The sequence below is a fragment of the Microbacterium sp. S1037 genome, from assembly GCF_048381605.1.
Taxonomy (GTDB): domain Bacteria; phylum Actinomycetota; class Actinomycetes; order Actinomycetales; family Microbacteriaceae; genus Microbacterium; species Microbacterium testaceum_B.
In genome coordinates this window covers 1267343-1286966 of the sequence record NZ_JBLWIG010000001.1, presented here as the reverse complement: position 1 = coordinate 1286966, position 19624 = coordinate 1267343, and the positions used below count along the sequence as shown (strand labels likewise).

At 71.0% G+C, this 19624-nt stretch carries 16 protein-coding genes; 12 read left to right on the top strand and 4 right to left on the bottom strand.

Annotated elements, in window-relative coordinates; all coding sequences use genetic code 11:
* Positions 1 to 4 precede the first annotated feature (4 nt).
* Positions 5 to 2953, bottom strand: a complete 2949-nt coding sequence (locus ACMW4R_RS05710) for a sugar-binding protein (RefSeq protein ID WP_418299398.1) — start codon at positions 2951 to 2953, stop codon at positions 5 to 7.
* Between the two features lie 201 nt (positions 2954 to 3154).
* On the opposite strand from ACMW4R_RS05710, the gene ACMW4R_RS05705 reads away from it, so the two are divergent.
* The 9 genes from ACMW4R_RS05705 to ACMW4R_RS05665 are packed head-to-tail and all read left to right on the top strand — an operon-like array spanning position 3155 to position 12699.
* Positions 3155 to 4516 (top strand): extracellular solute-binding protein, encoded by a 1362-nt coding sequence (locus tag ACMW4R_RS05705; RefSeq protein ID WP_418299397.1) that lies wholly within the window; start codon positions 3155 to 3157, stop codon positions 4514 to 4516.
* Between the two features lie 56 nt (positions 4517 to 4572).
* A complete protein-coding gene (locus ACMW4R_RS05700; protein WP_058615043.1) occupies positions 4573 to 5517 on the top strand; it encodes a carbohydrate ABC transporter permease in 945 nt (314 codons plus the stop codon).
* Complete coding sequence (locus ACMW4R_RS05695) at positions 5514 to 6443, top strand: carbohydrate ABC transporter permease (protein ID WP_058598031.1); 930 nt, start codon at positions 5514 to 5516, stop codon at positions 6441 to 6443. Before ACMW4R_RS05700 ends, ACMW4R_RS05695 begins: the two co-directional genes overlap by 4 nt.
* Positions 6440 to 7321, top strand: coding sequence for an NAD-dependent epimerase/dehydratase family protein (locus tag ACMW4R_RS05690; protein ID WP_418299396.1), 882 nt, complete (start codon positions 6440 to 6442; stop codon positions 7319 to 7321). The genes ACMW4R_RS05695 and ACMW4R_RS05690 overlap by 4 nt, the downstream gene beginning before the upstream one ends.
* Positions 7318 to 8583 (top strand): enolase C-terminal domain-like protein, encoded by a 1266-nt coding sequence (locus ACMW4R_RS05685; protein ID WP_418299395.1) that lies wholly within the window; start codon positions 7318 to 7320, stop codon positions 8581 to 8583. The genes ACMW4R_RS05690 and ACMW4R_RS05685 overlap by 4 nt, the downstream gene beginning before the upstream one ends.
* A gap of 32 nt (positions 8584 to 8615) precedes the next feature.
* Positions 8616 to 9941, top strand: coding sequence for a DUF4038 domain-containing protein (locus tag ACMW4R_RS05680; RefSeq protein ID WP_418299394.1), 1326 nt, complete (start codon positions 8616 to 8618; stop codon positions 9939 to 9941).
* Positions 9941 to 10852 (top strand): sugar kinase, encoded by a 912-nt coding sequence (locus ACMW4R_RS05675; RefSeq protein WP_418299393.1) that lies wholly within the window; start codon positions 9941 to 9943, stop codon positions 10850 to 10852. The genes ACMW4R_RS05680 and ACMW4R_RS05675 overlap by 1 nt, the downstream gene beginning before the upstream one ends.
* On the top strand, positions 10849 to 11676 hold the full coding sequence (locus ACMW4R_RS05670) for a hypothetical protein (RefSeq protein ID WP_418299392.1): 828 nt from the start codon (positions 10849 to 10851) through the stop codon (positions 11674 to 11676). The genes ACMW4R_RS05675 and ACMW4R_RS05670 overlap by 4 nt, the downstream gene beginning before the upstream one ends.
* 12 nt (positions 11677 to 11688) lie before the next feature.
* A complete protein-coding gene (locus tag ACMW4R_RS05665) occupies positions 11689 to 12699 on the top strand; it encodes a LacI family DNA-binding transcriptional regulator (protein ID WP_058615049.1) in 1011 nt (336 codons plus the stop codon).
* A 73-nt stretch (positions 12700 to 12772) separates the two neighbouring features.
* Here the strand turns inward: ACMW4R_RS05665 and ACMW4R_RS05660 are convergent, their stop codons facing one another.
* Both ACMW4R_RS05660 and ACMW4R_RS05655 read right to left on the bottom strand, forming a co-directional pair.
* A complete protein-coding gene (locus ACMW4R_RS05660) occupies positions 12773 to 13177 on the bottom strand; it encodes a hypothetical protein (RefSeq protein ID WP_418299391.1) in 405 nt (134 codons plus the stop codon).
* Between the two features lie 2 nt (positions 13178 to 13179).
* Complete coding sequence (locus ACMW4R_RS05655) at positions 13180 to 13854, bottom strand: DUF433 domain-containing protein (protein ID WP_418299390.1); 675 nt, start codon at positions 13852 to 13854, stop codon at positions 13180 to 13182.
* A gap of 160 nt (positions 13855 to 14014) precedes the next feature.
* On the opposite strand from ACMW4R_RS05655, the gene ACMW4R_RS05650 reads away from it, so the two are divergent.
* From ACMW4R_RS05650 to panB, 3 genes are read left to right on the top strand one after another with little or no spacing between them, the layout of a single operon-like run.
* Positions 14015 to 14779, top strand: coding sequence for a DUF2520 domain-containing protein (locus ACMW4R_RS05650; RefSeq protein ID WP_418299389.1), 765 nt, complete (start codon positions 14015 to 14017; stop codon positions 14777 to 14779).
* Between the two features lie 2 nt (positions 14780 to 14781).
* Entirely contained in the window at positions 14782 to 15657 is an 876-nt protein-coding gene (panC, locus tag ACMW4R_RS05645; RefSeq protein ID WP_058627632.1) for a pantoate--beta-alanine ligase, read from the top strand.
* A complete protein-coding gene (panB, locus tag ACMW4R_RS05640; protein ID WP_418299388.1) occupies positions 15654 to 16508 on the top strand; it encodes a 3-methyl-2-oxobutanoate hydroxymethyltransferase in 855 nt (284 codons plus the stop codon). The genes panC and panB overlap by 4 nt, the downstream gene beginning before the upstream one ends.
* Here the strand turns inward: panB and ACMW4R_RS05635 are convergent.
* Complete coding sequence (locus ACMW4R_RS05635; protein WP_418299387.1) at positions 16492 to 19335, bottom strand: family 78 glycoside hydrolase catalytic domain; 2844 nt, start codon at positions 19333 to 19335, stop codon at positions 16492 to 16494. The genes panB and ACMW4R_RS05635 overlap by 17 nt on opposite strands.
* Positions 19336 to 19624: the final 289 nt, after the last annotated feature.

The window sequence follows — 19624 nt, the reverse complement described above, 5'->3', positions numbered from 1 at the left end:
GTGATCAGCGCCGGGCCGTTCGGCGACGCAGGAGCACGGCACCCGCCCCGAGGGCGAGCGCGGCGACGGCCGGAAGGAGCAGGCCGGCGACCGACGGCGTGCCCGTGCGGGCGAGAGCGCCCGAGGTGTCCGGAGCCGCTGTGCTTCCGACGGCGGGAGCGGGAGTCGGTTCGACGGGCGCGGTGCCGCCGTCTCCCGGGGTGCCTCCACCCTCGCCCGGCTCGGGATCCGGTGCGGCGAGCAGCCGGACGGGATGGAACTGGGCGGAGTCCTTCTCGGCGGCGATCCCGCCACCCCAGGCGAGGTAGCCGTCTCGACCGTCTCCGTCCGCCTCGTTCACGATGATCGCGCTCGAGAGCAGGGACGCGTCCCTGTCGACGCCCGCGAGCGCGCTCCACGGCACGGAGACCTCGTACACGGTGTGGTGGGTGTCCTCATCGCGCGAGACCGCGACCTGCGCGCCCGGCACGGTCCCGGCACCCTCCCCGACGGACAGCCAGCGGTAGAGCTGCGGGCCCTCCGAGGTGAGGGCCATGCCGAACTCGTGCCAGGCGGTCGCGGCGCCCGGCGCTCCACCGGCCACGGTGAACTGCACGGAGTCGCCCTGCCAGATGTTCGCGCCCGTCGCGGGTTGATCGTGCACGTCGTCCACGACGTCGACCGAGACCGAGAGGGCGTCGTCGTCCCAGGTGATCCAGGCCCGCGCCGACTGGTCGTCGGACGTGGGCGGCGTCGTCGTCCCCTCCGCCTCGAAGGTCGCGGGAGTGAGGTCGCCGAGGTCGTCGAGCGCGCCGTCCACGGTGATGCTCCGCTTCGCGGCGCCGAAGGCGTCATCGATGACCAGTGGCGCGACGGCCCCCTCCGCCCGCACCGTCGTCCCGTCGACCACCGCCTCGGCCGAGAACGTCTGGCGCTCGGTGAGGTCGGGAAGAGGGATGTCGACGGTCACGGCATCCGAAGCGGGAAGCGTGGTCGGGACGTCCGCCTGCGCCGAGGTACCGGCGAGAGTGTACGACAGCCCCTCCAGCGGCAGGTCGCGCGGAGAGGCGTTCGCGAGGCGCAGGCGCAGCACGTCGACGCCGTCCGCCGAGATGGCCTGGGTGCCCGAGAGCGTGACGGGCTCCGCGATGTCGGTGGACGCCCGCAGGACGCCGGCAGCGCGGTCGCCCTCGTACACGTGCGCCACCGTCTCGTACGTCCCCGTCTCGCGGGGAGCCGGAGCGGTGACGGCGGTCGTGGCCGTCTCGGACCCGGCGGTGGCCTGGGTGAACGAGCGCCCGTCGGGAAGGGTCAGTCGCCACGAGGTCGACGCACCGTCGGAGCGACCGGCGACGCTCCACTGCCCGGCGACATCGACCCCCACGACTCCCGCGTCGAGCCGCAGCGCGGTCTCGGTCGAGGCGGTCCCCGTCACGGGTCCGCGCACGAAGAGCGGGTCGGCATCGACGCTCACGAAGACGTCGCCGCCCGATGCATCGAGGGTGTCGGTGCGACCGTACGCGTCGGTCACCGCGAGGGCGGTGTCCCCGCTCAGGCGAACGGTCTGCGGCGCGTCCGACCAGAGCACGCGCAGGGGGCCGTCCGGGGTGTCGAAGAGGAACTGCCGCACCCCGTCGACGGTGTCGTCGCGGCCGGCGGGGGTCGCCCCGGCCAGCTGGGCGGCGGCCGTCGAGTAAGCGACGAAGGCCGGCTTCGGCGTGTAGGCCCCGCGCGCGTCGTCGGCCGCGCGGAGGAGACCGAAGTTCTGCTCTGTCTCTGCGGGGTCGGTTCCGTCCGACACGAGGTCGTAGACGTAGTACCGCGCCGCGTCGTGCGCGGCGGAGATGACGGCGGAACGCGCGATGTTCGCCGCCTGCTCGCGCTCCGAGACCGCACGCGCGTTGGTCCCGGTGGGCCAGCCGTGCTCGGTGATCCACAGGGGCTTGCTCACGCCGCCGTTGTACTCGCGCACGAGGGCGTCCACGCGGGTGAGCGTGTCGTCGAGCGCGTCGGCCGAGACGGGGTAGCTGTACGGGTGCAGCACCACGCCGTCGACGTACTGCAGAGCCCCGAGGCGGAAGGTCTGCTCGAGCCAGTCGGTGTTCAGGTTCGCCACGGCGGGACCGATGACCGGCAGCCCGGGAGCGGCGTTTTTGACAGCCGGGGATGCCGCCGCGAGCAGGTTCACGTAATCCTCGGGCGAGGTGTGGGTGTTGCCGCCCAAACCCAGGTCCCATTCGTTCCACAGCTCGATGCCCGACGCCTGGTCGCCGAACTCCGTGGCCATCGCGGCGGCGTACGCGGCGTAGGCAGAGACGGCCTCGTCGCTGACGGGGCCGTCTCCCCCGTCGTACAGGGGATTGCCGTAACCCGCGAGGAGCAGGGGCCGCACGCCCGCGTCGCGTGCCGCGTCGAGGAACTCCGCGCGGGGACGCGCCCAGTCGTACACGCCCTTCTGAGTCTCGACCTCGCTCCAGTAGACCTCGTCGCGGAGCTGCGCGAATCCCCCCGTCGCGAGAGTGGGGAGAGAGTCGGTGCTCCAGGACTGGCCGTAGTGGGTCGCGGCGCCGAACCGTCCGGTCGCGGAGTCCGCGGCATCCCGATCCGGCAGGACGGCGAAGCTCGTCTCGGCACTCGCGGCGCCCCCGTCGACCGAGACGACGAGCCGGTACCAGCCGAGCGCGGTGGTGGGGAGGTCGAGGGTGCCGTCGGCGACCTCATCGCCTTCGGCCACGACGGCGCCGGTCGGGTCGGACACGCGCCACGACAGCTCGGACGCATACGTGTCGTAGCCGATCCGGGGCGCGTCGCCCTCGGAGAAGAGATTTCCTGTGACCACCGGAGTGAGGGAGACGGTGGGGGTGGCCGCGGCGGCCGGAGACACGGGGGCGGCGAGGGCGGCGGCCAACAGGACGACCGGCACGGCGGCCGTCACGCGGACGCGCCGGGACCGGGATCTGAGGGGGAGGGACACGAATTTCTCCTCGTCGAGCGGATTCGGAATCAGGCAAGCGTTTGCCCCGAGTAGTTTGAGAGACGGTCGACGTTCTGTCAACCGCCGAAACACAGAAAGACGGGGCTTCGGAATCTGTCTTTGACGCTCGGCCCGAGAGGTGCTAGACATCTCAGGGCAAGCGATTTCCCTCTTGCTTCCGCTCTTCGCCAAGGAGTTTCAATGACGAAACGTGTCCGTTCCGTCGTCGCCGTGATCGCACTCGGCGGCCTGTCGGCCGCAGCCCTCGCGGGCTGCAGTTCCCCCTCCACGGGGACCACCGACGGCAAAGTCTCGATTCAGATCGGCGACCGGCCCAGCGCCGACCGCCCCGAAGACCGCGCGTACTTCGACAAGCGCGTCGAAGCCTTCGAGCAGGCCAACCCCGACATCACGCTCGAGCCGGTCGAGACCGGCTACGACGCCTCGACCTTCCAGGCACTCGCCGCCGGAGGCAGCCTGCCCACGGTCATGAGCGTGCCGCTCACCGAGCCCGCGGGTCTCATCAAGCGCGGACAGGCCGCCGACCTCACCGACGCCCTGAAGAACGAGGGCCTCCTCGACAGCCTCAACCCCACGGTGCTGAAGCTCGCCGAGAACGGCGAGGGGCGCGCCTACGCGATCCCCACCAACGCCTACTCGTTCGGCCTCGTCTACAACCGCGAGCTGTTCACCAAGGCCGGCCTCGATCCCGACTCCCCGCCCACCACGTGGGACGAGGTGCGCGCCGCGGCGAAGAAGATCCACGACGCGACGGGCGCCGCGGGCTTCTCCGTCCTCACCACCGCGAACACCGGCGGGTGGCAGTTCACCGGCATGACCTACTCGTTCGGCGGCACCGTCGAGAACGAGGACGGGTCGGAGGCCACCTTCGACGACAAGCCCTCCACTCAGGCGCTGCAGTTGATCAGCGACATGCGGTGGAAGGACGGCACCATGCCCGAGAACACGCTGTACGACATCCCGACCCAGGGCCAGGACTTCGCCGCCGGCAAGATCGGCATGATCATCGGCGCGAGCGACTCGTACTACAACATCGTCCAGAACCTGAAGCTGCCCGCCGAGAACTTCGGGATCGGGGGGATGCCGCAGCTCAAGGGCGCCGAAGGCACCCTCGGTGGCGGCACGGTGCAGATCGTCGACCCCAAGGCGAGTGCCGAGCAGCAGGCCGCGGCCGTCAAGTGGGTGAAGTTCTTCTACCTACAGCGCTTCCTCGACGAGAGCACGGCCGTCGACGACGCGAAGGCGTCGAACGAGGCCGGTTCGGTCACGGGTCTGCCGGGACTGCCCGTCGTCAACAGCGACCAGTACTCCGCGTACTTCGACTGGATCAAGCAGTACATCAACGTGCCCAGCGCGAACTTCACCCCGTACCTCGACGCCTCGGCATCCATCCCCGTCGTCGCGGAGCCGGTCAACAACGCGCAAGAGGTGTACGGCGCCCTCGACACGGTCGTCCAGACGGTCCTGACCGACCAGAACGCCGACATTTCCTCCCTGCTCAGCACCGCCCAGACCGACGTGCAGTCGCGCCTCGGCCGCTGATCGACCACCCGGGGCGGGCCGCCCGTCGGCCCGCCCCTCCCTCCCCGGAGACGTCCATGACCGATCTCGACGAGCGTCCGCGCACCGCCGCGCGAGCCGCCGCCACCCCCGCGCGAACCGCCCGCCGGCGACGCCCCTGGCGCCCCGGCCTGACCGCGCTGCTCATCGCCGCCCCGGCGATCCTCGTCTACGCCTACTTCTCGTGGGGTCCCATCCTCAGCTCGCTCGTGATGAGCGTGCAGCGCGTGGTGCTCACCGGCCAGAGCGACTTCGTCGGGTGGGACAACTTCGCGTACGTCCTCAGCGACCCCGGTCTCCCCCAGGCCGCCGGCAACACCGTGCTCTACACGGTGCTCGCGATCGTCTTCGGCTTCCCGATCCCCCTCGCCCTCGCGGTCTTCATCTCCGAGATGCGCTCTCGCGCGTGGTACTTCAGCGCCCTCGCCTACCTGCCCGTCATGGTGCCGCCGGTCGTGGCGATCCTGCTCTGGAAGTTCTTCTACGCCCCCGACGCGGACGGCCTGTTCAACACGGTCCTCGGGTGGGTCGGCATCGGACCCCTGCCGTGGCTCAACTCCCCGGCGAGCGCCATGCCCTCGATCGTCCTCGAGACCACCTGGGCCGGAGCCGGCACCGCGGTCATCATCTACATCGCCGCCCTCACGAGCATTCCGGGCGAGCTGTACGAGGCCGCGGAGCTCGACGGCGCGGGGATCTGGCGCCGCGTCTGGCACGTCGCCCTTCCGCAGATGCGCGGGATCATCGGCACGATGCTGCTGCTGCAGATCATCGGCACGATGCAGGTCTTCACCGAGCCGTTCCTCTTCACCGGCGGCGGTCCGCAGGGCGCGACGAAGACGCTGCTCATGACGATCTACGACTACGCCTTCACCCGCGTCGACTACGGCGCGGCCACCGCCCTCAGCGTGCTCCTCGCGCTCGTCCTCGGCCTGTTCTCGCTGGCCTACTTCCGCCTCACGCGCAGCTGGAGCCGCTCATGAGCCTGCTCTCCCTCGGCCGCCGTCGCCCCGCCGACGCCCCCGAGCCCCTCACCCGCACCAACATCTCGGATGCCGACCGCTCCCGCCCCTCGGTACGGATCAGCCTCACGATCGGACACGTCCTCGTGCTCGCGGCGCTGATCGTCGCGGGGCTCGGTCCGATCCTCTGGCTCGCCCTCGCGGCGATCTCGCCGACGCAGGATCTCATCCGCGGCCCGTTCTCGTTCTTCTCCAGCGGCGTCGTGCAGTGGGAGAACCTCGGCATCGCGTGGGAGCGCGGCCGCATCGGCCACTATCTCACGAACACCGCGATCCTCGCGGCCGGCTCGGTCGTGACGACGCTGCTCGTGTCGACGACCGCCGCTTTCGTCATCACCGTGCTGCGACCCCGGTGGGGCAAGGTGCTCTCGGGCGCGATCCTCGCCACCCTCTTCATCCCCGGGATCGTCTCGCTCGTGCCGCTATACCTCACGGTCCGGGAACTGCCGATCCTCGGCTTCTCGCTCATCGACACGTGGTGGGCGGTCTGGCTGCCGGCGGGCGCCACGGCCTTCAACGTGCTGATCATCGCGCGCTTCCTCGAGGCGATCCCGGCCGACCTGTACGAGGCCGCCCGTATCGACGGGGCGGGGCCCCTCCGCATCCTGTGGAGCATCGTCCTGCCGCTGGCGCGACCGATCCTCGGCGTCGTCGGGCTCCTCACGGTGGTCGCCTCGTGGAAGGACTACCTCTGGCCGCTGCTCGTGCTGCCCACGCCCGACAACCAGCCGGTGTCCGTCGCTCTCCCGCGCCTCGCCGATCAGACCGAGCTCAGCGTGCAGATGGCCGCGTTGTTCCTGTCGCTCATCATCCCGGTGGCGCTGTTCCTCATCTTCCAGCGCCAGTTCCTGCGGGGAGCCAGCATGGCGGGAGGGGTGAAGGGATGAGCCGCATCCTCGTCACGGGTGCCGACGGAGAGATCGGCCGCGCGGTCAGCGAGAGTCTCGTCGCCGCCGGGCACGCCGTCACCGCCCTGTCGCTGTCGTTCGCGTCGCCCCACCCGGCCGACCGCCTCATCGAGGGAGACGCGACCTCGCCCGAGGTCGTGGACCGAGCGATGGACGACGTCGACGCCGTCGCCCACTTCGCCGCGATCCCGCACCCCAGCCTCGGCACCCCCATCGACGTGTTCCGCGTCAACACCGCCGCCACCTTCACCGTGCTCACCCGCGCCGGAGAGAGGGGCGTGCGCCGGGCCATCATCGCCAGCAGTATCAACGCGATCGGATACCCGAACAACCCCCACGGGGCGTTCCCCCCGGCGTTCCCGCTGGACGTGCACACTCCGCCCGACATCGCCGACGCGTACTCGCTCTCGAAGCTCGTCGACGAGCGCACCGCCGCGTACGCGCACCGTCGCTACGGTCTCGATGTCGTCGCCCTGCGCTTCCCCCTGGTGAAATGGCCCGACGTCCTTCGCGATGCGGCTCGCGACGTGCAGGACGACCCGGCGCGGCTGGCCCGCGAGGGATGGGCCTACCTGACGATGCACGACGCCACGCGGGCGGTGCAGCGGGCCCTCGACGCCGAGGTCGTCGGCGCGCCCGTCATCCCCCTCAGCGCCGCCGACACCCTGCTGCCCGTCGACTCGGCGGAGCTCGTGGCGCGCTACGCCCCGGGCACCGTGCTCTCGCGTCCGGTCGCCGGTCGCGACGCGCTCGTCGACACGAGCGCGGCCCGCGACCTGCTCGGCTTCGAGCCGAGCGAATCCATCCACGACGGCACCGCCACCGAAAGAGCGTCCCTGATGAGGAGCGAACGATGACCCTCGCCGAGACCGACACCGCCTTCCCGCAGCCCTGGCTGCCGCGCGAGAACGTCCGTATCACTGACATTCGCGCGATCGTGACCGCCCCCGAGGGGATCCCGCTCGTGGTGGTGCGCGTCGACACCGACCAGCCGGGACTCTACGGCTACGGCTGCGCGACGTTCACCCAGCGGTGGAAGGCCGTCGTGGCCTTTCTCGAGCACGTGCGTCCGCTCGTGATCGGCCGCTACCCGGGCGACATCGACGACCTCACGCGGCTCGTGCGCTTCACCGGGTACTGGCGCGAGGGGCCGGTCGGCAACAACGCGCTCTCCGGCCTCGACATGGCCCTCTGGGACATCGCGGGCAAGAGGGCCGGGATGCCGGTGTACGAGATGTTCGGCGGACGGGTCCGTGCCGCCGCCGACACGTACCTGCACGCCGAGGGTGCCGACGTCGAAGCGACGACCGCGCACGCGCGCGAGCTGATCGCCGCCGGGCAGCGTCACGTGCGGATTCAGGTCGGACAGCGAGGCACCGGGCACTACGGCGCGCCCCCGCTTCCCGGGGAGTTCGCGTGGGCCAAGCACGCCGCGGGGTGGCGGGTCGAGGACTACCTGGTCGCCACGCCCCGACTCTTCGCGCACGTCCGGGAGGAGCTCGGCGACGGCGTCGAGCTCCTGCACGACGTGCACTCCCGCCTGAGCCCGAGTCAGGCCGTCACCCTGACCCGGAGCCTCGAGCCCTACCGACCCTTCTTCGTCGAGGACGTCCTCGCCCCCGAGCACTGGCACCGCCTCGGCGAAGTCCGCCGGGCCTCCCCCGTCCCGATCGCCGTCGGCGAGCTGGCCACCTCGTTCACCGATGCCGCGCGGCTGGTCCGGGAGCACCAGGTCGACTACCTGCGCGCGCATCTCTCCGACGTCGGCGGGGTGAGCGCCGCGCGGCGCCTCGCCGTGCTGGCCGACATCGAGGGCGTGCGCACCGCGTGGCACTCCCCCGGCGACGCCTCCCCGTTCGCGGTGGCGGCCGCGGTGGCGCTCGACGTCACCTCGCCGGCGTTCGGCATCCAGGAAGGGCACGTCTACAACGAGCAGACGCACGAGGTGTTCCCCGGGATGATCGACATCGTCGACGGCTGGCTGACCCCGAACGATGCTCCCGGGTGGGGCATCGAGGTCGACGAGGAAGCCGCCGCCCGCTTCCCCGCGGGGCTCTCCGGCCACGACGCGTGGGCCGCGAAAGTGCGCGCGCCCGACGGAGCGCTGATCGCCCCGTGACCGTCCCCGTCCCTCTCGAGGAGAGAACCCGCATGTCCTGGACCCTCGCGCCGTCGCGGCGCTGGCTGCTGCGCGACGGACAGCCGACGTTCCTGCTCGCCGACACCGTGTGGGCCGCGTTCGGGGGCGCGAGCCCCGACGAGTGGCTCGATCACCTCGAGCGTCGGCGTCGCCAGGGGTTCAATGCCCTGCTGTTCAGCATCCTGCCCATCGAGCACGACCGCTCGACCGGCACCCGCTCGCCGTACGCGATCCGCGACGGCCGCATCGACTTCGCCGCCGGCGACCCCGCGTATTGGGACGATGCCGAGCGCGTGCTGACCGCCGCCCGCGCGCACGGCTTCACCCCGATGCTCGTGCTGCTGTGGAACAACTTCGTGCCCGGGACGTGGGGCGCGGGTCTCACCCCGGACCACGTGATGGATGCCGAGCAGACGAGCTCGTATGTCGCCGAGGCGGTCGCCCGCTTCGCGCGCTTCGATCCCATCTGGATCGTCTCGGGCGACGACGACCTCAACGACGACACCGCCCTCGCGCGCTACAGCGCCGTCGCCGCACAGGTGCGAGAGCTCGCACCCGAGCAGCTCGTCACCTGGCACGACACCCCGACCGCGCGCATGCCCGCCGCGATCGCCGACGGCGACCTGATCGACTTCCACGGGCTGCAGTCGGGACACAACGAGGCATGGGACACCCTCCCCGCCGAGCTGACCCGGTACTACCGCGCGATGGACGTCGACCGCCCGATCATCAACCTCGAGCCCTGCTACGAGGGGCTAGGTCGCTTCGCCGGGCGGGAGCGGCACTCGGCGGCCGACGTGCGGCGCGCGAGCTGGACCGGCGTCGTCGCGGGAGCCGCAGCGGGACTCGGCTACGGCGCGCACGGCGTGTGGTCGTGGCACCGTCGGGGTGAGGACTTCGCCGCGGGCGACGTGCACGGCCACCCCTTCCCCTTCTCGGTCGCCGCGGCTTTCCCCGGCGCCGACGACGTGTCGTTCCTGCGCCGCGTGGTCGAGGACGAAAGGCTATGGGGCCTGGACGGGGATGCCGACCTGCTCCGCGCCGAACCCTCGGGGGCGATCGCGGGCCGAACGCCCGAGGGCGTGGTCGCCGTGTATGCCCCCTCGGCCTTCGCGCTGACGCTGCGCGGTCGCGCGACGCCCGACCTCGATGTCCGCGTGTACGACCTCGCGGCGCGTCGACCGGACGCCGCTCGCTGGACCTCAACGGCCGACGGCGTGCGGCTGGAGCAGCCCGAGTTCCCCGGGGACGCCCTGTACGTCGTACGGGGTCTCGCGCCGGACGCGGACTCCCCGCGCGCGGACTCCCCGGACGCGGACTCCCCGGACGCGGGCTGATGGGTCACGTCTTCACCTTCGGGGAGGCCCTCGCGACGTTTTTCGTCGACGACGGCGCCCCCTCCGACATCGCGGTGGCCGGGGCCGAGCTGAACACCGCCGTCGGAGTGGCGCGCCTGGGCCACCGGGCGACGTGGATGTCACGCCTCGGCGACGATGCCTTCGCCCGGCTCGTGCGCGAGACCCTGGCATCCGAGGGCATCTCCCCCGCAGCGATCCGCGAGGTGCCGGGCGGGAAGACCGGCCTGATCGTGAAGGAGCGACTGAGCGACGACGACGTGCGCAGCGAGCACTACCGGGTCGGTTCGGCCGCGTCCGGACTCACCGCCGCCGATCTCGACGGCGTCCGGCTCGACGACGTCGACTGGCTGCACGCGTCCTGCATCACGCCCTCCCTGGGCGAGGGACCGCGCGAGCTCTTCGAACGAGCTCTCCGCGGGGCCGCGGACCGTGGCATCCCGGTCTCGCTCGACACCAATCACCGCCCCCAGCTGATCGACGATGCCGGGCTTCGCGACGCCGTCGACGACGTCATCGAACACGTCGACACGCTGCTGTGCAACGAGGAGGAGGCACGCGTGCTCACGGGCCTCGACGACCCCGAGAGCGCTCTCGAGGCGCTGCTCGAGCGCGGTCCGCGCACCGTGGTCGTGAAGCTCGGACGCCGCGGCGCATTGGCGGCCGATGACACCGGCGTGCACCGCACCGAGGCCGTCGAGATCCCGCCGCCCCATCACCCCGTCGGCGCGGGCGACGCCTTCGCCGCCGGGTGGATCACGGCGGTCCTCGAGGGACGGCCGATCGACGGCGCCCTTCGCCGGGGGGCGTGGTGTGCCGCGCGTGTGGTCGCGGGTCCCGGCGACCACACGGGCTTCCCGACGCGCGAACGGCTCGACGAGGTCGCGGCATGAGCGGGGGTCGCGTCGTCATCGCCGGCGGCATCCTGCGCGCCGAGATCGACCCCGAGGGTGCGCGCATCGCCTCGCTCACGCACCTGCCGACGGGGCGTCAGATCCTCGCCACCACCCCCTGGGCCGACGAGCCGCGCGATGCCCTCGCTCTGCCCGACTCCAGCGGAGAGTGGCACCGGCGCTACCCGGGCGGCTGGCACGTCCTGCTCCCCCGCGCCGGCGACCCGCCCGCGGAGGTCGAGCCGCCGCAGCCGTTCCACGGTGAGGCCGCCTGGCGCACCTGGACGCTCGCCGGCGATCGGTCGTCGTGCCGCGCGCGCGTGACCCTGCGCACGGTTCCCCTCGAGATCGACCGGACGGCAGCGCTGATCGACGACGAGCTCCGCCTCGACACCACCGTGCGCAACGCGTCCGCGACCCCCGTACGCATCGGCTGGGCCGAGCACCCGGCGTTCGCCGGCGACCTGTTCGACGGCGCGAGCACGGTAGGCACCGGCGAACGCGAGATCCCCGTGGCCGCGGCGCCCTCCGGCGGTTTCGACGACGTCTCCGGTGCCGCGGGTTCCCTCCGGATCACCGGGGAGCTACGACTGGATCTCACCTGGGACCCGCACCTGTTCCCCCGCCTCTTCGTCTGGCGCGAACGGCGCGGATCGACCGGTTTCCCGTGGTGGGGAGCGGTGGATGCCGTCGGCCTCGAGCCTTCGTCCGACCCCTACGCCCACCCTCGAGACGCACTCGGCTCGATCGAGATCGCACCCGGCGAAACGGTGCGCTCGCGCGTGGTCCTGCGGGTCCGTGGCATCGACGCCCCGACCCCCTAAACTCGATCCGCAATGGCCAAAGACGCGATCTCTCTCCGCGACGTGGCGGCGCTGGCTGGAGTTTCCGTCCCCACGGCGTCGAAAGTGCTGCGCGGGCAGGGCAAGGTCTCGGATGCCACACGCGAACGCATCCTGTCCGTCGCCAAGCGCCTCGACTACCAGCCGAACGCCCTGGGCCAGTTCCTCGCCCAGGGACGCAGCGCCACTGTCGGGGTGCTCACGGTCAACGCGCCCGGCGCTTTCACGATGCCGGTGCTCACCGGGGCGACCACAGCCCTCGGCGCTCGCGACCTCTCGGTGCTCGTGTCGGACGCCCACCTCGACCGCGCCCTGTTCGCCGCGACCGCGCGCAAGCTCCGCGCTCGCAACATCGATGGCCTCCTCGTCATCGGCGACGGATCCAGCTCCGACATCCACTCCGTCAGCGCCGGGTTCACCGTGCCGGTGGTCTACGCGTACGGCCATTCCGACGACGCCGAGGACGCGTCCTTCCTCCACGACGGTTACGGCGCGGGCCGCCTCGCCGGCGAACACCTCGTCTCCATCGGGTGCCGCCGCATCGCCCACGTCACGGCCTCCGACGAGGACCGCTCCGCGCGCGACCGCTTCACCGGGCTAACCGACGCCCTCTCCGACGCCGGTCTCGCGCTGGATCCGGAACTCGTCCACCGCGGCGACTGGTCGCAGGCCTGGGGCCGCGAGGCCGCCCAGCGTCTCGTCGCCTCGGGTCGGGAGTTCGACGCCGTGTGCTGCGGCAACGACACGATGGCCACGGCCGTCGCCGGGGTCCTCGCCGAGGCCGGCATCCGCGTCCCCACCGACGTCGCGATCACCGGCATGGACAATCTCGCCGGCCTCACCGGCCAGGACGACAACAGTCTCACCACGATCGATCTTCGTCTGAGCGCCCTCGGCGATCGCGCGGCCAACTATCTCGCCGACGTGATCGGCGGCACCGAGTACGCACCCGGCCGGCACGTCGAGCCGGCACTGCTGGTCGCCGGCCTGTCGACGGCGCGCTGACGGGGCCGCCCGCGTCCGACAGATCTGCTCAGCATCCCCTGGAGCGGCATGTCATCGCAGGTGCGAGATATCTTCACGGCGCATAAAGCTTCCTCCGCCGCAGGCCACCGCGCCCCAGGGAGAAGACGAAGGGCGCCTGAACATCCGCCAGGCGGTGAACCGCGGCCTCGTGCTGCAGGCACAGGTCGCCCATCTCTTGCGCGGTGATGTCGCCGTGGACGAAGGCTATGACGCGGGCATCGTTCATGTAGATCGCCTGCGCTTCGAGGGGGCGTACGGCGACACGGTGGTCCTTGGCGAGCAGGATGTATCCGGAGCGTGTACCCGCCGCGATCCATTCTTCGTCACGCATCGCTTGCGCCACCGCGTCTCCGTACTCCTCGGCGAGCGTGCGCGCATCCCACCCCGCCTCTCGCAGGCGCGAAACCAGCGCACGACCTCCCACGGAACGATCGAGGAGAAACCGCGCCCGTCGCACGATCAGGCTGCCTGCACCAACAACGAGGTCAGTTCACCCTCATCCAGACCGAAGTCGTCGGCGACGTCCGTCATGGGGTCGCCGGCGCGTAGTCGGCTGAGGACGTCGTCCACTCGAACCCCGAGACGCGCGATCGTCGGTTGGCCCGAGTTTCGTAACGGGTCGACGATGACATCGGCGCGTTCGTATGTCGGAAGACGGAGGAACTGGATGAAACCATCGCGATAAGTGATCGTGCGCAGATACTGGTCGACCACATCACGGAAAACGCCCTGATGGTTACGGACCACGACGAGGTCGCGATCTCCGTTCTCAATCAAGATCTCCGCGCCGTCGGTCTTCAACTTCTCGCTGAGAAGAGCGTTCTCGAGCCCTAGCTCCGTCCGAAGGATCTCGACCGCGGGACGGATGCGCGCCATCGGCAGCCCTGCGCGGCGAAACGACTCGACGATGTACCCCTCTGCGAGCGCGTTGAACGACACCGTGTACCCTCGGCCGCTTCGTACTCCGGTGAGGATGGGATCACTCCACCCCTCATCCCGGCCGTTCCGCTGGCGGAATGCATGCCCATGCGCCCAGCGCCCGAACGACGAGGCGGGTGCTCGGATGATGTGGGCGGCCTCGGAGAGGGTGTAGATCGGCGTCGTGTACGCCCGATCCGAGCTCAACGTTTGCATACAAACAGGGTAGATGGACCAGGCGCTGTCTGCATCACTGATTCACCCGCTGCGTGGCAGCGGCCGAGCGGCAGCCGACCTCTCCGCCTCACCGGCCATCCTGGTAAGCGAGTACGGTTGACAACGGCGAAGCCGCCTCCGCGGCTGTCACCCCACGCACATGACACCGCAGCCCCTCCCCTCCGCCCTCACGCTCTCCGGGCCCCTCCTCGTCGTCGGCGACGGCCGGATGGGTCGTGCGCTCGTCCCCTCCCTCGAGGAGGCGGGGGTCCCCGTCGCGGGCCCCGCGGGGCGGGGCGAGTCCGGCGCGGACGCGGGGATCGTCCTCCTCGCCGTTCCGGATGCCGAGATCGCGTCGGCCGCGCGCGCGATCGCGCCCGGCCGGGTCGTCGGCCACCTCTCCGGCTCGCTCGACCTGTCGGTCCTGCACCCGCACGAGGCGTTCAGCATCCATCCCCTGATGACGGTCACCGGCGCGGGGACATCGTTCGCGGGCGTCACGGCCGCCCTCTCGGCGACCTCGCCGGGGGCCTCCGCGATCGCTTCCGCCCTCGCGGAGGTCCTGGGCATGACGGGCGTCGAGGTCCACGACGCGGACCGCGCGGCGTACCACGCGGCCGCCTCGATCGCGGCGAACTTCCTGGTCACTCTCGAGGGGATGGCGGAGCAGCTCGCGGCGACCGCGGGAGTCGAGCGGGAAGCCCTCGTCCCCCTCGTTCGCGCCGCGGTCGACAACTGGGCGGATCGCGGAGCCGCGGCCGCGCTCACCGGACCGGTCTCCCGCGGCGATGCGGCCACGATCGCGCGGCAGCGCCGAGCGATCAGCGAGCGCCTGCCGGACCGTCTGGCCCTCTTCGACGCGCTCGTCGACGCCACCCGCGACCTCGCCGCCACGCAACGAACCGGAATCGAGACGACCTCATGAGCATCCGCATCGTGCGCACCATCGCAGACCTGCGCGCGGCCCTCTCCCCCCTCCGCGGCGAGACGATCGGGTTCGTCCCGACGATGGGCGCCCTGCACGAGGGTCACCTCTCGCTCCTTCGCACCGCGCGGTCCGAGAACGCCACCGTGGTCCTGTCGATCTTCGTGAATCCGACGCAGTTCGGCGAAGCCGCCGACCTCGCCGCCTACCCGCGCACCGAAGAAGCCGACGTCGCGCTGGCCGCTGAAGCCGGCACGGACCTCGTGTTCGCCCCCTCGCCCGCCGAGATGTACCCCGCGGGCTTCGCGACGAGCGTCTCGGTCGCCGGGGCGATCACGGGAACGCTGGAGGGCGCCGTCCGCGGCCGCTCGCACTTCGACGGAGTCGCCACGGTCGTCGCCAAGCTCCTCCTCGCGGTGCAGCCCGACCGCGCGTACTTCGGCGCGAAGGACGCGCAGCAGGTCGTCGTCGTGCGCCGCATGGTGAGCGATCTCGGCATCCCCGTCGAGATCGTGGCGCGCCCGACCTCGCGCGACGACGACGGTCTCGCGCGTTCCAGCCGCAACACCCGGCTCTCGGCCGAAGAGCGCGATGTCGCGGCCGTCATCCCGCGCGCGCTTCGAGCGGCACAGGATGCCTTCGCCTCCGGCATCCGCGATCCTCACCGCCTCACGACCGTCGTGCGCGACGAACTGCGCGGGGCGGGACTCGAACCCGAGTACGTCGAGGCGGTCGACGCGGACAGTCTCGAGCCGATCGCGACCGCCGAGACCCCGACGCTGCTCGCGCTCGCCGTCCGGGTGGGAGAGGTGAGACTCATCGACAACGTGGTCCTCGGCGTGGACGATCTCATCACGGTGACCGGGAGTGTGTCGTGACGCGCCCCCGGGTCACGCTCCGCCGCCTCCGCGAGCTCGCCGAAGCCGGCACGCCGGTCGTCATGGTGACGGCGTACGACTTCCCGTCGGGCCGCGTGGCCGAGCGCGCGGGAGTCGACATCGTGCTCGTCGGTGACTCCGGGGCACAGGTGGTGCTCGGACACCCCGACACCACCTCGGTGACCCTCGACGAGATGCTGACGCTCTCGAAAGCCGTGCGCCGAGCGGTGCAGACCCCGCTCGTGGTGTGCGATCTGCCGTTCGGGACGACCGAGCTCAGCGACGAGCAGGCGGTCGCGACGGCGGTCCGCTTCGTCCACGAGGCCGGCGCCGACGCGGTCAAGATCGAGGGCGCGAACCCTTCGCGCCTGTCACGCCTGCGGGCGATCGTCGAGGCCGGCATCCCGGTCGTCGGCCACGTCGGCCTGACCCCGCAGACCGCGACCGCACTCGGCGGCCTCCGAGCCCAGGGGCGTACCGACGACGAGGCGATCCGGGTGGCCCGTGACGCCCTCGCTGCGCAGGATGCCGGAGCGTTCGCGATCGTGATCGAGGCCGTTCCCGCCGATGTCGTCGCCGAGATCCGCCGGGCACTGCGCATCCCCGTCATCGGCATCGGCGCGGGAGACGCCGACGGACAGGTGCTCGTCCAGCACGACCTGCTCGGCATCACCGAGGGCCGCGCCCCCGTCTTCGTCAAGCGCTACGCCGCTCTCGGCGACGCGATGGTGGAGGGTGTCGAGACGTACGCGCGCGAGGTGCGCGAGGGCTTCTTCCCCGCGGCCGAGCACACGTATCGTGCTGCTCCCGGTGCCGCGGCCGCGGTGCGGGCGTTCATCGAGGCGCGGTGAGAGCGGACCCGGCCTCTTTCCCGGGGTCGCGGGTCGCCGTCGTCAGGTCGTAGGCGACCGTCACGACGCCGGAACCGCTCCGGATGCGCCCGCCGCTCGCCGGGCCGGCGGCCGCTCCGTGGACATCGATGTTGCGCGCACCGTCCGGGAGTTCGATCGTCGTCGTCGTGTTCGCCGGGACGACGACCTCCATCTCGACGCGCCCGTCGGCACGCCGGGACCACCGCGACGCCAGCCGCCCGTAGGGCGTGTCGATGTGGGCCGCGGCGCCGGTGAGCGGTCCCTCGACGTCGGGAGCGACGCGGGACTCCCGGTATCCGGGCGATTCGAGCTGCAGACCACCCAGTCGGCGGTACAACCAGTCGTCGACGCAGCCGAACGCGTAGTGGTTGAACGAGAGGTCGGTCACGGTCCCGTCCGGTGTGATCGCCTCCCAGCCCTCCCACATGGTCGTCGCTCCGCGATCGACCTGGTACAGCCACGACGGCGCGGTGTCCTGCAGGAGGAGGGTGTACGCCAGGTCGCGATGCCCGTTCTCCCACAGGGCGTCCAGCAGGAAGGCCACGGACAGGAACCCCGTGTCGAGGTGGTCCTCGGCCTCGTGAATGAGCTCGATGAGCCGGGCCACGACGGCGGCCTTCTTCCGCTCGGGCACGAAGTCGAACGCGAGCGCGACCACGTACGGCCCCTGGAGCCCGCCCGGGATGACACCGTCGGCGTCGATGTACTCCTCGGCGAACGCCGTGCGGGCGGCGCGGGCGCGGGCGGCGTAGCGATCCCGATCGTCCGGACGTTCGAGGATGTCGGCGATGCGCGCCATCGCATCCAGGAGGTGCCCGTGGTAGAGCGAACCGATGACCTCGCCCGTGCGCCGCGGAGCGTTCATCTGGCTCGCGTCCGGGCCACGGAGGGTGCTGGGGGCGAGCCAGTCGCCGAAGTTGGGCTGATTGTTCCAGAGCGCGCGCTGCCGCTCCCGCTCGGAGGGGGTGAGGGACGCCTCGCGCAGGCGCGGCGGAACACCGGAGCGCGCGCTCTCGATCTGGTACTGCGTCCAGGCGACCATCGCGGGGTAGTTCTCGGCCAGCACCCGGCGATCGCCGAAGTGCTCGAACAGCACGAGAGGGGCGAGCGCGATGACGTCCCCCCATCCCGCCGACGACGCCAGCAGCATGATCGCGTCGTCGTAGCTCGGCGGCGGTCCGTCCAGGAGATGATCCAGCTGCGGCGGGCTCGGCGAGATGTTCATGATCTGCCCGTCGGGCAGCTGGTCGTCACGGACGATCCGCAGCCACCGCGTCAGGAACGGGCCGACCGACATGTTGGTCGCGGCCGTCTCGGCGAAGACCTGCAGATCGCCCGTCCAGCCGTATCGTTCGCGCTGGGGGCAATCCGTCGGGATCGACAGGAAGTTCGCGCGCTGGCTCCACCGCACGTTCTCGTGCAGGCGGTTCAGACGCGCGTCGGATGTCTCGAGGTGTCCGATCACCGGAAGATCGGATGCCGTCACGACGGCTGTGAAGTCCTCCGGGTTCGCGTCACCCGGGAATCCCTGTATCCGGACGTACCGGAATCCGTGGAAGGTGAACGCCGGCTCCCACGTCTCGCCCTCGGGATCGCCGCGAAGGATGTAGACGTCGGTCTGGTCCTTGTTCGGTCCGACGATGTTGGCGAAGAAGTCGCCGTGCTGGTCGAGCACCTCCGAGTGCTCCAGGCGGACGATGCTCCCGCGTTCTCCCCGCACCCGGAACCGCACGCGTCCGGCGATCACCTGCCCGAAGTCGACGACGCGTTCCCCGGCGGGGGTCCGCACGATCCGCTCCGCGGGCACCTCCACGACGCGTCGGACCGGCTCACCGACGAACGGGAGGAGCGACTGTTCCGCGTGTACGACCGCCACGGGTTCCCACGCGGTGTCATCGAAGTCGGGCGTGCTCCAGTCGTCCCACGCGACACGGGCGTCGTGGAGCTCTCCCACCGCGAGGTCGGCGTAGCGGACGGGTCCGTCGGTGGACGAGACCACCGTCCCGTCCGAGGTGACGGTCTCGCGGCGGTCACCGGGGTACTCGACCTCGAGCTGCCAGAGAGCCTGCAACGTCTCCCCGTAACCGCGACTGGATCCCAGGATGCCGACCCGCCCGGCGTACCATCCGTCGGACAGCACGACGCCCAAGACGTTCTCGCCCACCGCGAGACGGTCGGTGACGTCGAAGGTCTGGAACGACAGGTGGATGTCGTAGCTCTCGACGCCCGGCGCGAAGATCTCATCCGACACCGGCGCGCCGTTGATCTCCGCGTGGTAGATGCCGTGAGCCGTCGCGTACAGCCGCGCGCGGACCGGTTGCTCCTCCACACGGAACCGTTGGCGGAGATAGGGGGTGGGAAGGAGGCGCTCCTCGGGAGGAGTGTCGATGCGGAGGCTGAACAGCTCCGCGAAAGTCGCCGCACCGTCGGGGCGCACCGGCAGCTGACGCGGTTCGATCCAACGCGCCCGCCAGTCTTCCGCGTCGAGCAGGCTGGTCTCGAAGCTCGATTCGGCCCAGGCGGTGGGTTCGGTCGCGGCGTTCATCCAGCATCTGACGCGCCAGCGGTACGCCGTGGCGGAGCGCGCCGAGAACCCCTCGACGGCGACCAGCACCGAGTCGCGTGATTCGATGCGACCCGTCCGCCATGCGGCGTCCCCCGCGTGTTTGATCTCCAGCTCGTAGGCCGTCTGGATGAGCCCCGTCTCCTCCCCCGCATCGATCCACCAGGAGAATCGCGGATGCCGAGTCCACAGGCCGATCGGCCGTTCCATCTGCTCGACACGGAGGTTCGTGAGCGCGATCATGCGCGCGATCCCACCAGCACCGCACGGGCGACGAGCACTCGACGGGAGACCCGCGCATTCGGTCGCGTGACAACGGGCGGCGTCTTCCTCATGCGCTGATCCTTCGCTGGATGGAGTCCCGCGGCGTCCAGGCCTCCGCGGGGCCGGGCGAAGAGTTCGACGGCTGCTACGCGCGCCGGCACCGTGAGGAGGAGAGTCACCGCGATGTGAATCGTTTCACTTCTACGTTATCCGGACCGGATGGTTTTCCTCATCGGCCGTCGTGATGCGGGTGATCGGCGGGCCGGAT

What these genes read in the sequence shown, in the direction of transcription:
- ACMW4R_RS05705 (WP_418299397.1), top strand. Translation starts at nt 3,155, where the DNA reads ATGACGAAACGTGTCCGTTCCGTCGTCGCCGTGATCGCACTCGGCGGC.
- ACMW4R_RS05700 (WP_058615043.1), top strand. Translation starts at nt 4,573, where the DNA reads ATGACCGATCTCGACGAGCGTCCGCGCACCGCCGCGCGAGCCGCCGCC.
- ACMW4R_RS05695 (WP_058598031.1), top strand. Translation starts at nt 5,514, where the DNA reads ATGAGCCTGCTCTCCCTCGGCCGCCGTCGCCCCGCCGACGCCCCCGAG.
- ACMW4R_RS05690 (WP_418299396.1), top strand. Translation starts at nt 6,440, where the DNA reads ATGAGCCGCATCCTCGTCACGGGTGCCGACGGAGAGATCGGCCGCGCG.
- ACMW4R_RS05685 (WP_418299395.1), top strand. Translation starts at nt 7,318, where the DNA reads ATGACCCTCGCCGAGACCGACACCGCCTTCCCGCAGCCCTGGCTGCCG.
- ACMW4R_RS05680 (WP_418299394.1), top strand. Translation starts at nt 8,616, where the DNA reads ATGTCCTGGACCCTCGCGCCGTCGCGGCGCTGGCTGCTGCGCGACGGA.
- ACMW4R_RS05675 (WP_418299393.1), top strand. Translation starts at nt 9,941, where the DNA reads ATGGGTCACGTCTTCACCTTCGGGGAGGCCCTCGCGACGTTTTTCGTC.
- ACMW4R_RS05670 (WP_418299392.1), top strand. Translation starts at nt 10,849, where the DNA reads ATGAGCGGGGGTCGCGTCGTCATCGCCGGCGGCATCCTGCGCGCCGAG.
- ACMW4R_RS05665 (WP_058615049.1), top strand. Translation starts at nt 11,689, where the DNA reads ATGGCCAAAGACGCGATCTCTCTCCGCGACGTGGCGGCGCTGGCTGGA.
- ACMW4R_RS05655 (WP_418299390.1), bottom strand. Translation starts at nt 13,854, where the DNA reads ATGCAAACGTTGAGCTCGGATCGGGCGTACACGACGCCGATCTACACC.
- ACMW4R_RS05650 (WP_418299389.1), top strand. Translation starts at nt 14,015, where the DNA reads ATGACACCGCAGCCCCTCCCCTCCGCCCTCACGCTCTCCGGGCCCCTC.
- ACMW4R_RS05635 (WP_418299387.1), bottom strand. Translation starts at nt 19,335, where the DNA reads ATGATCGCGCTCACGAACCTCCGTGTCGAGCAGATGGAACGGCCGATC.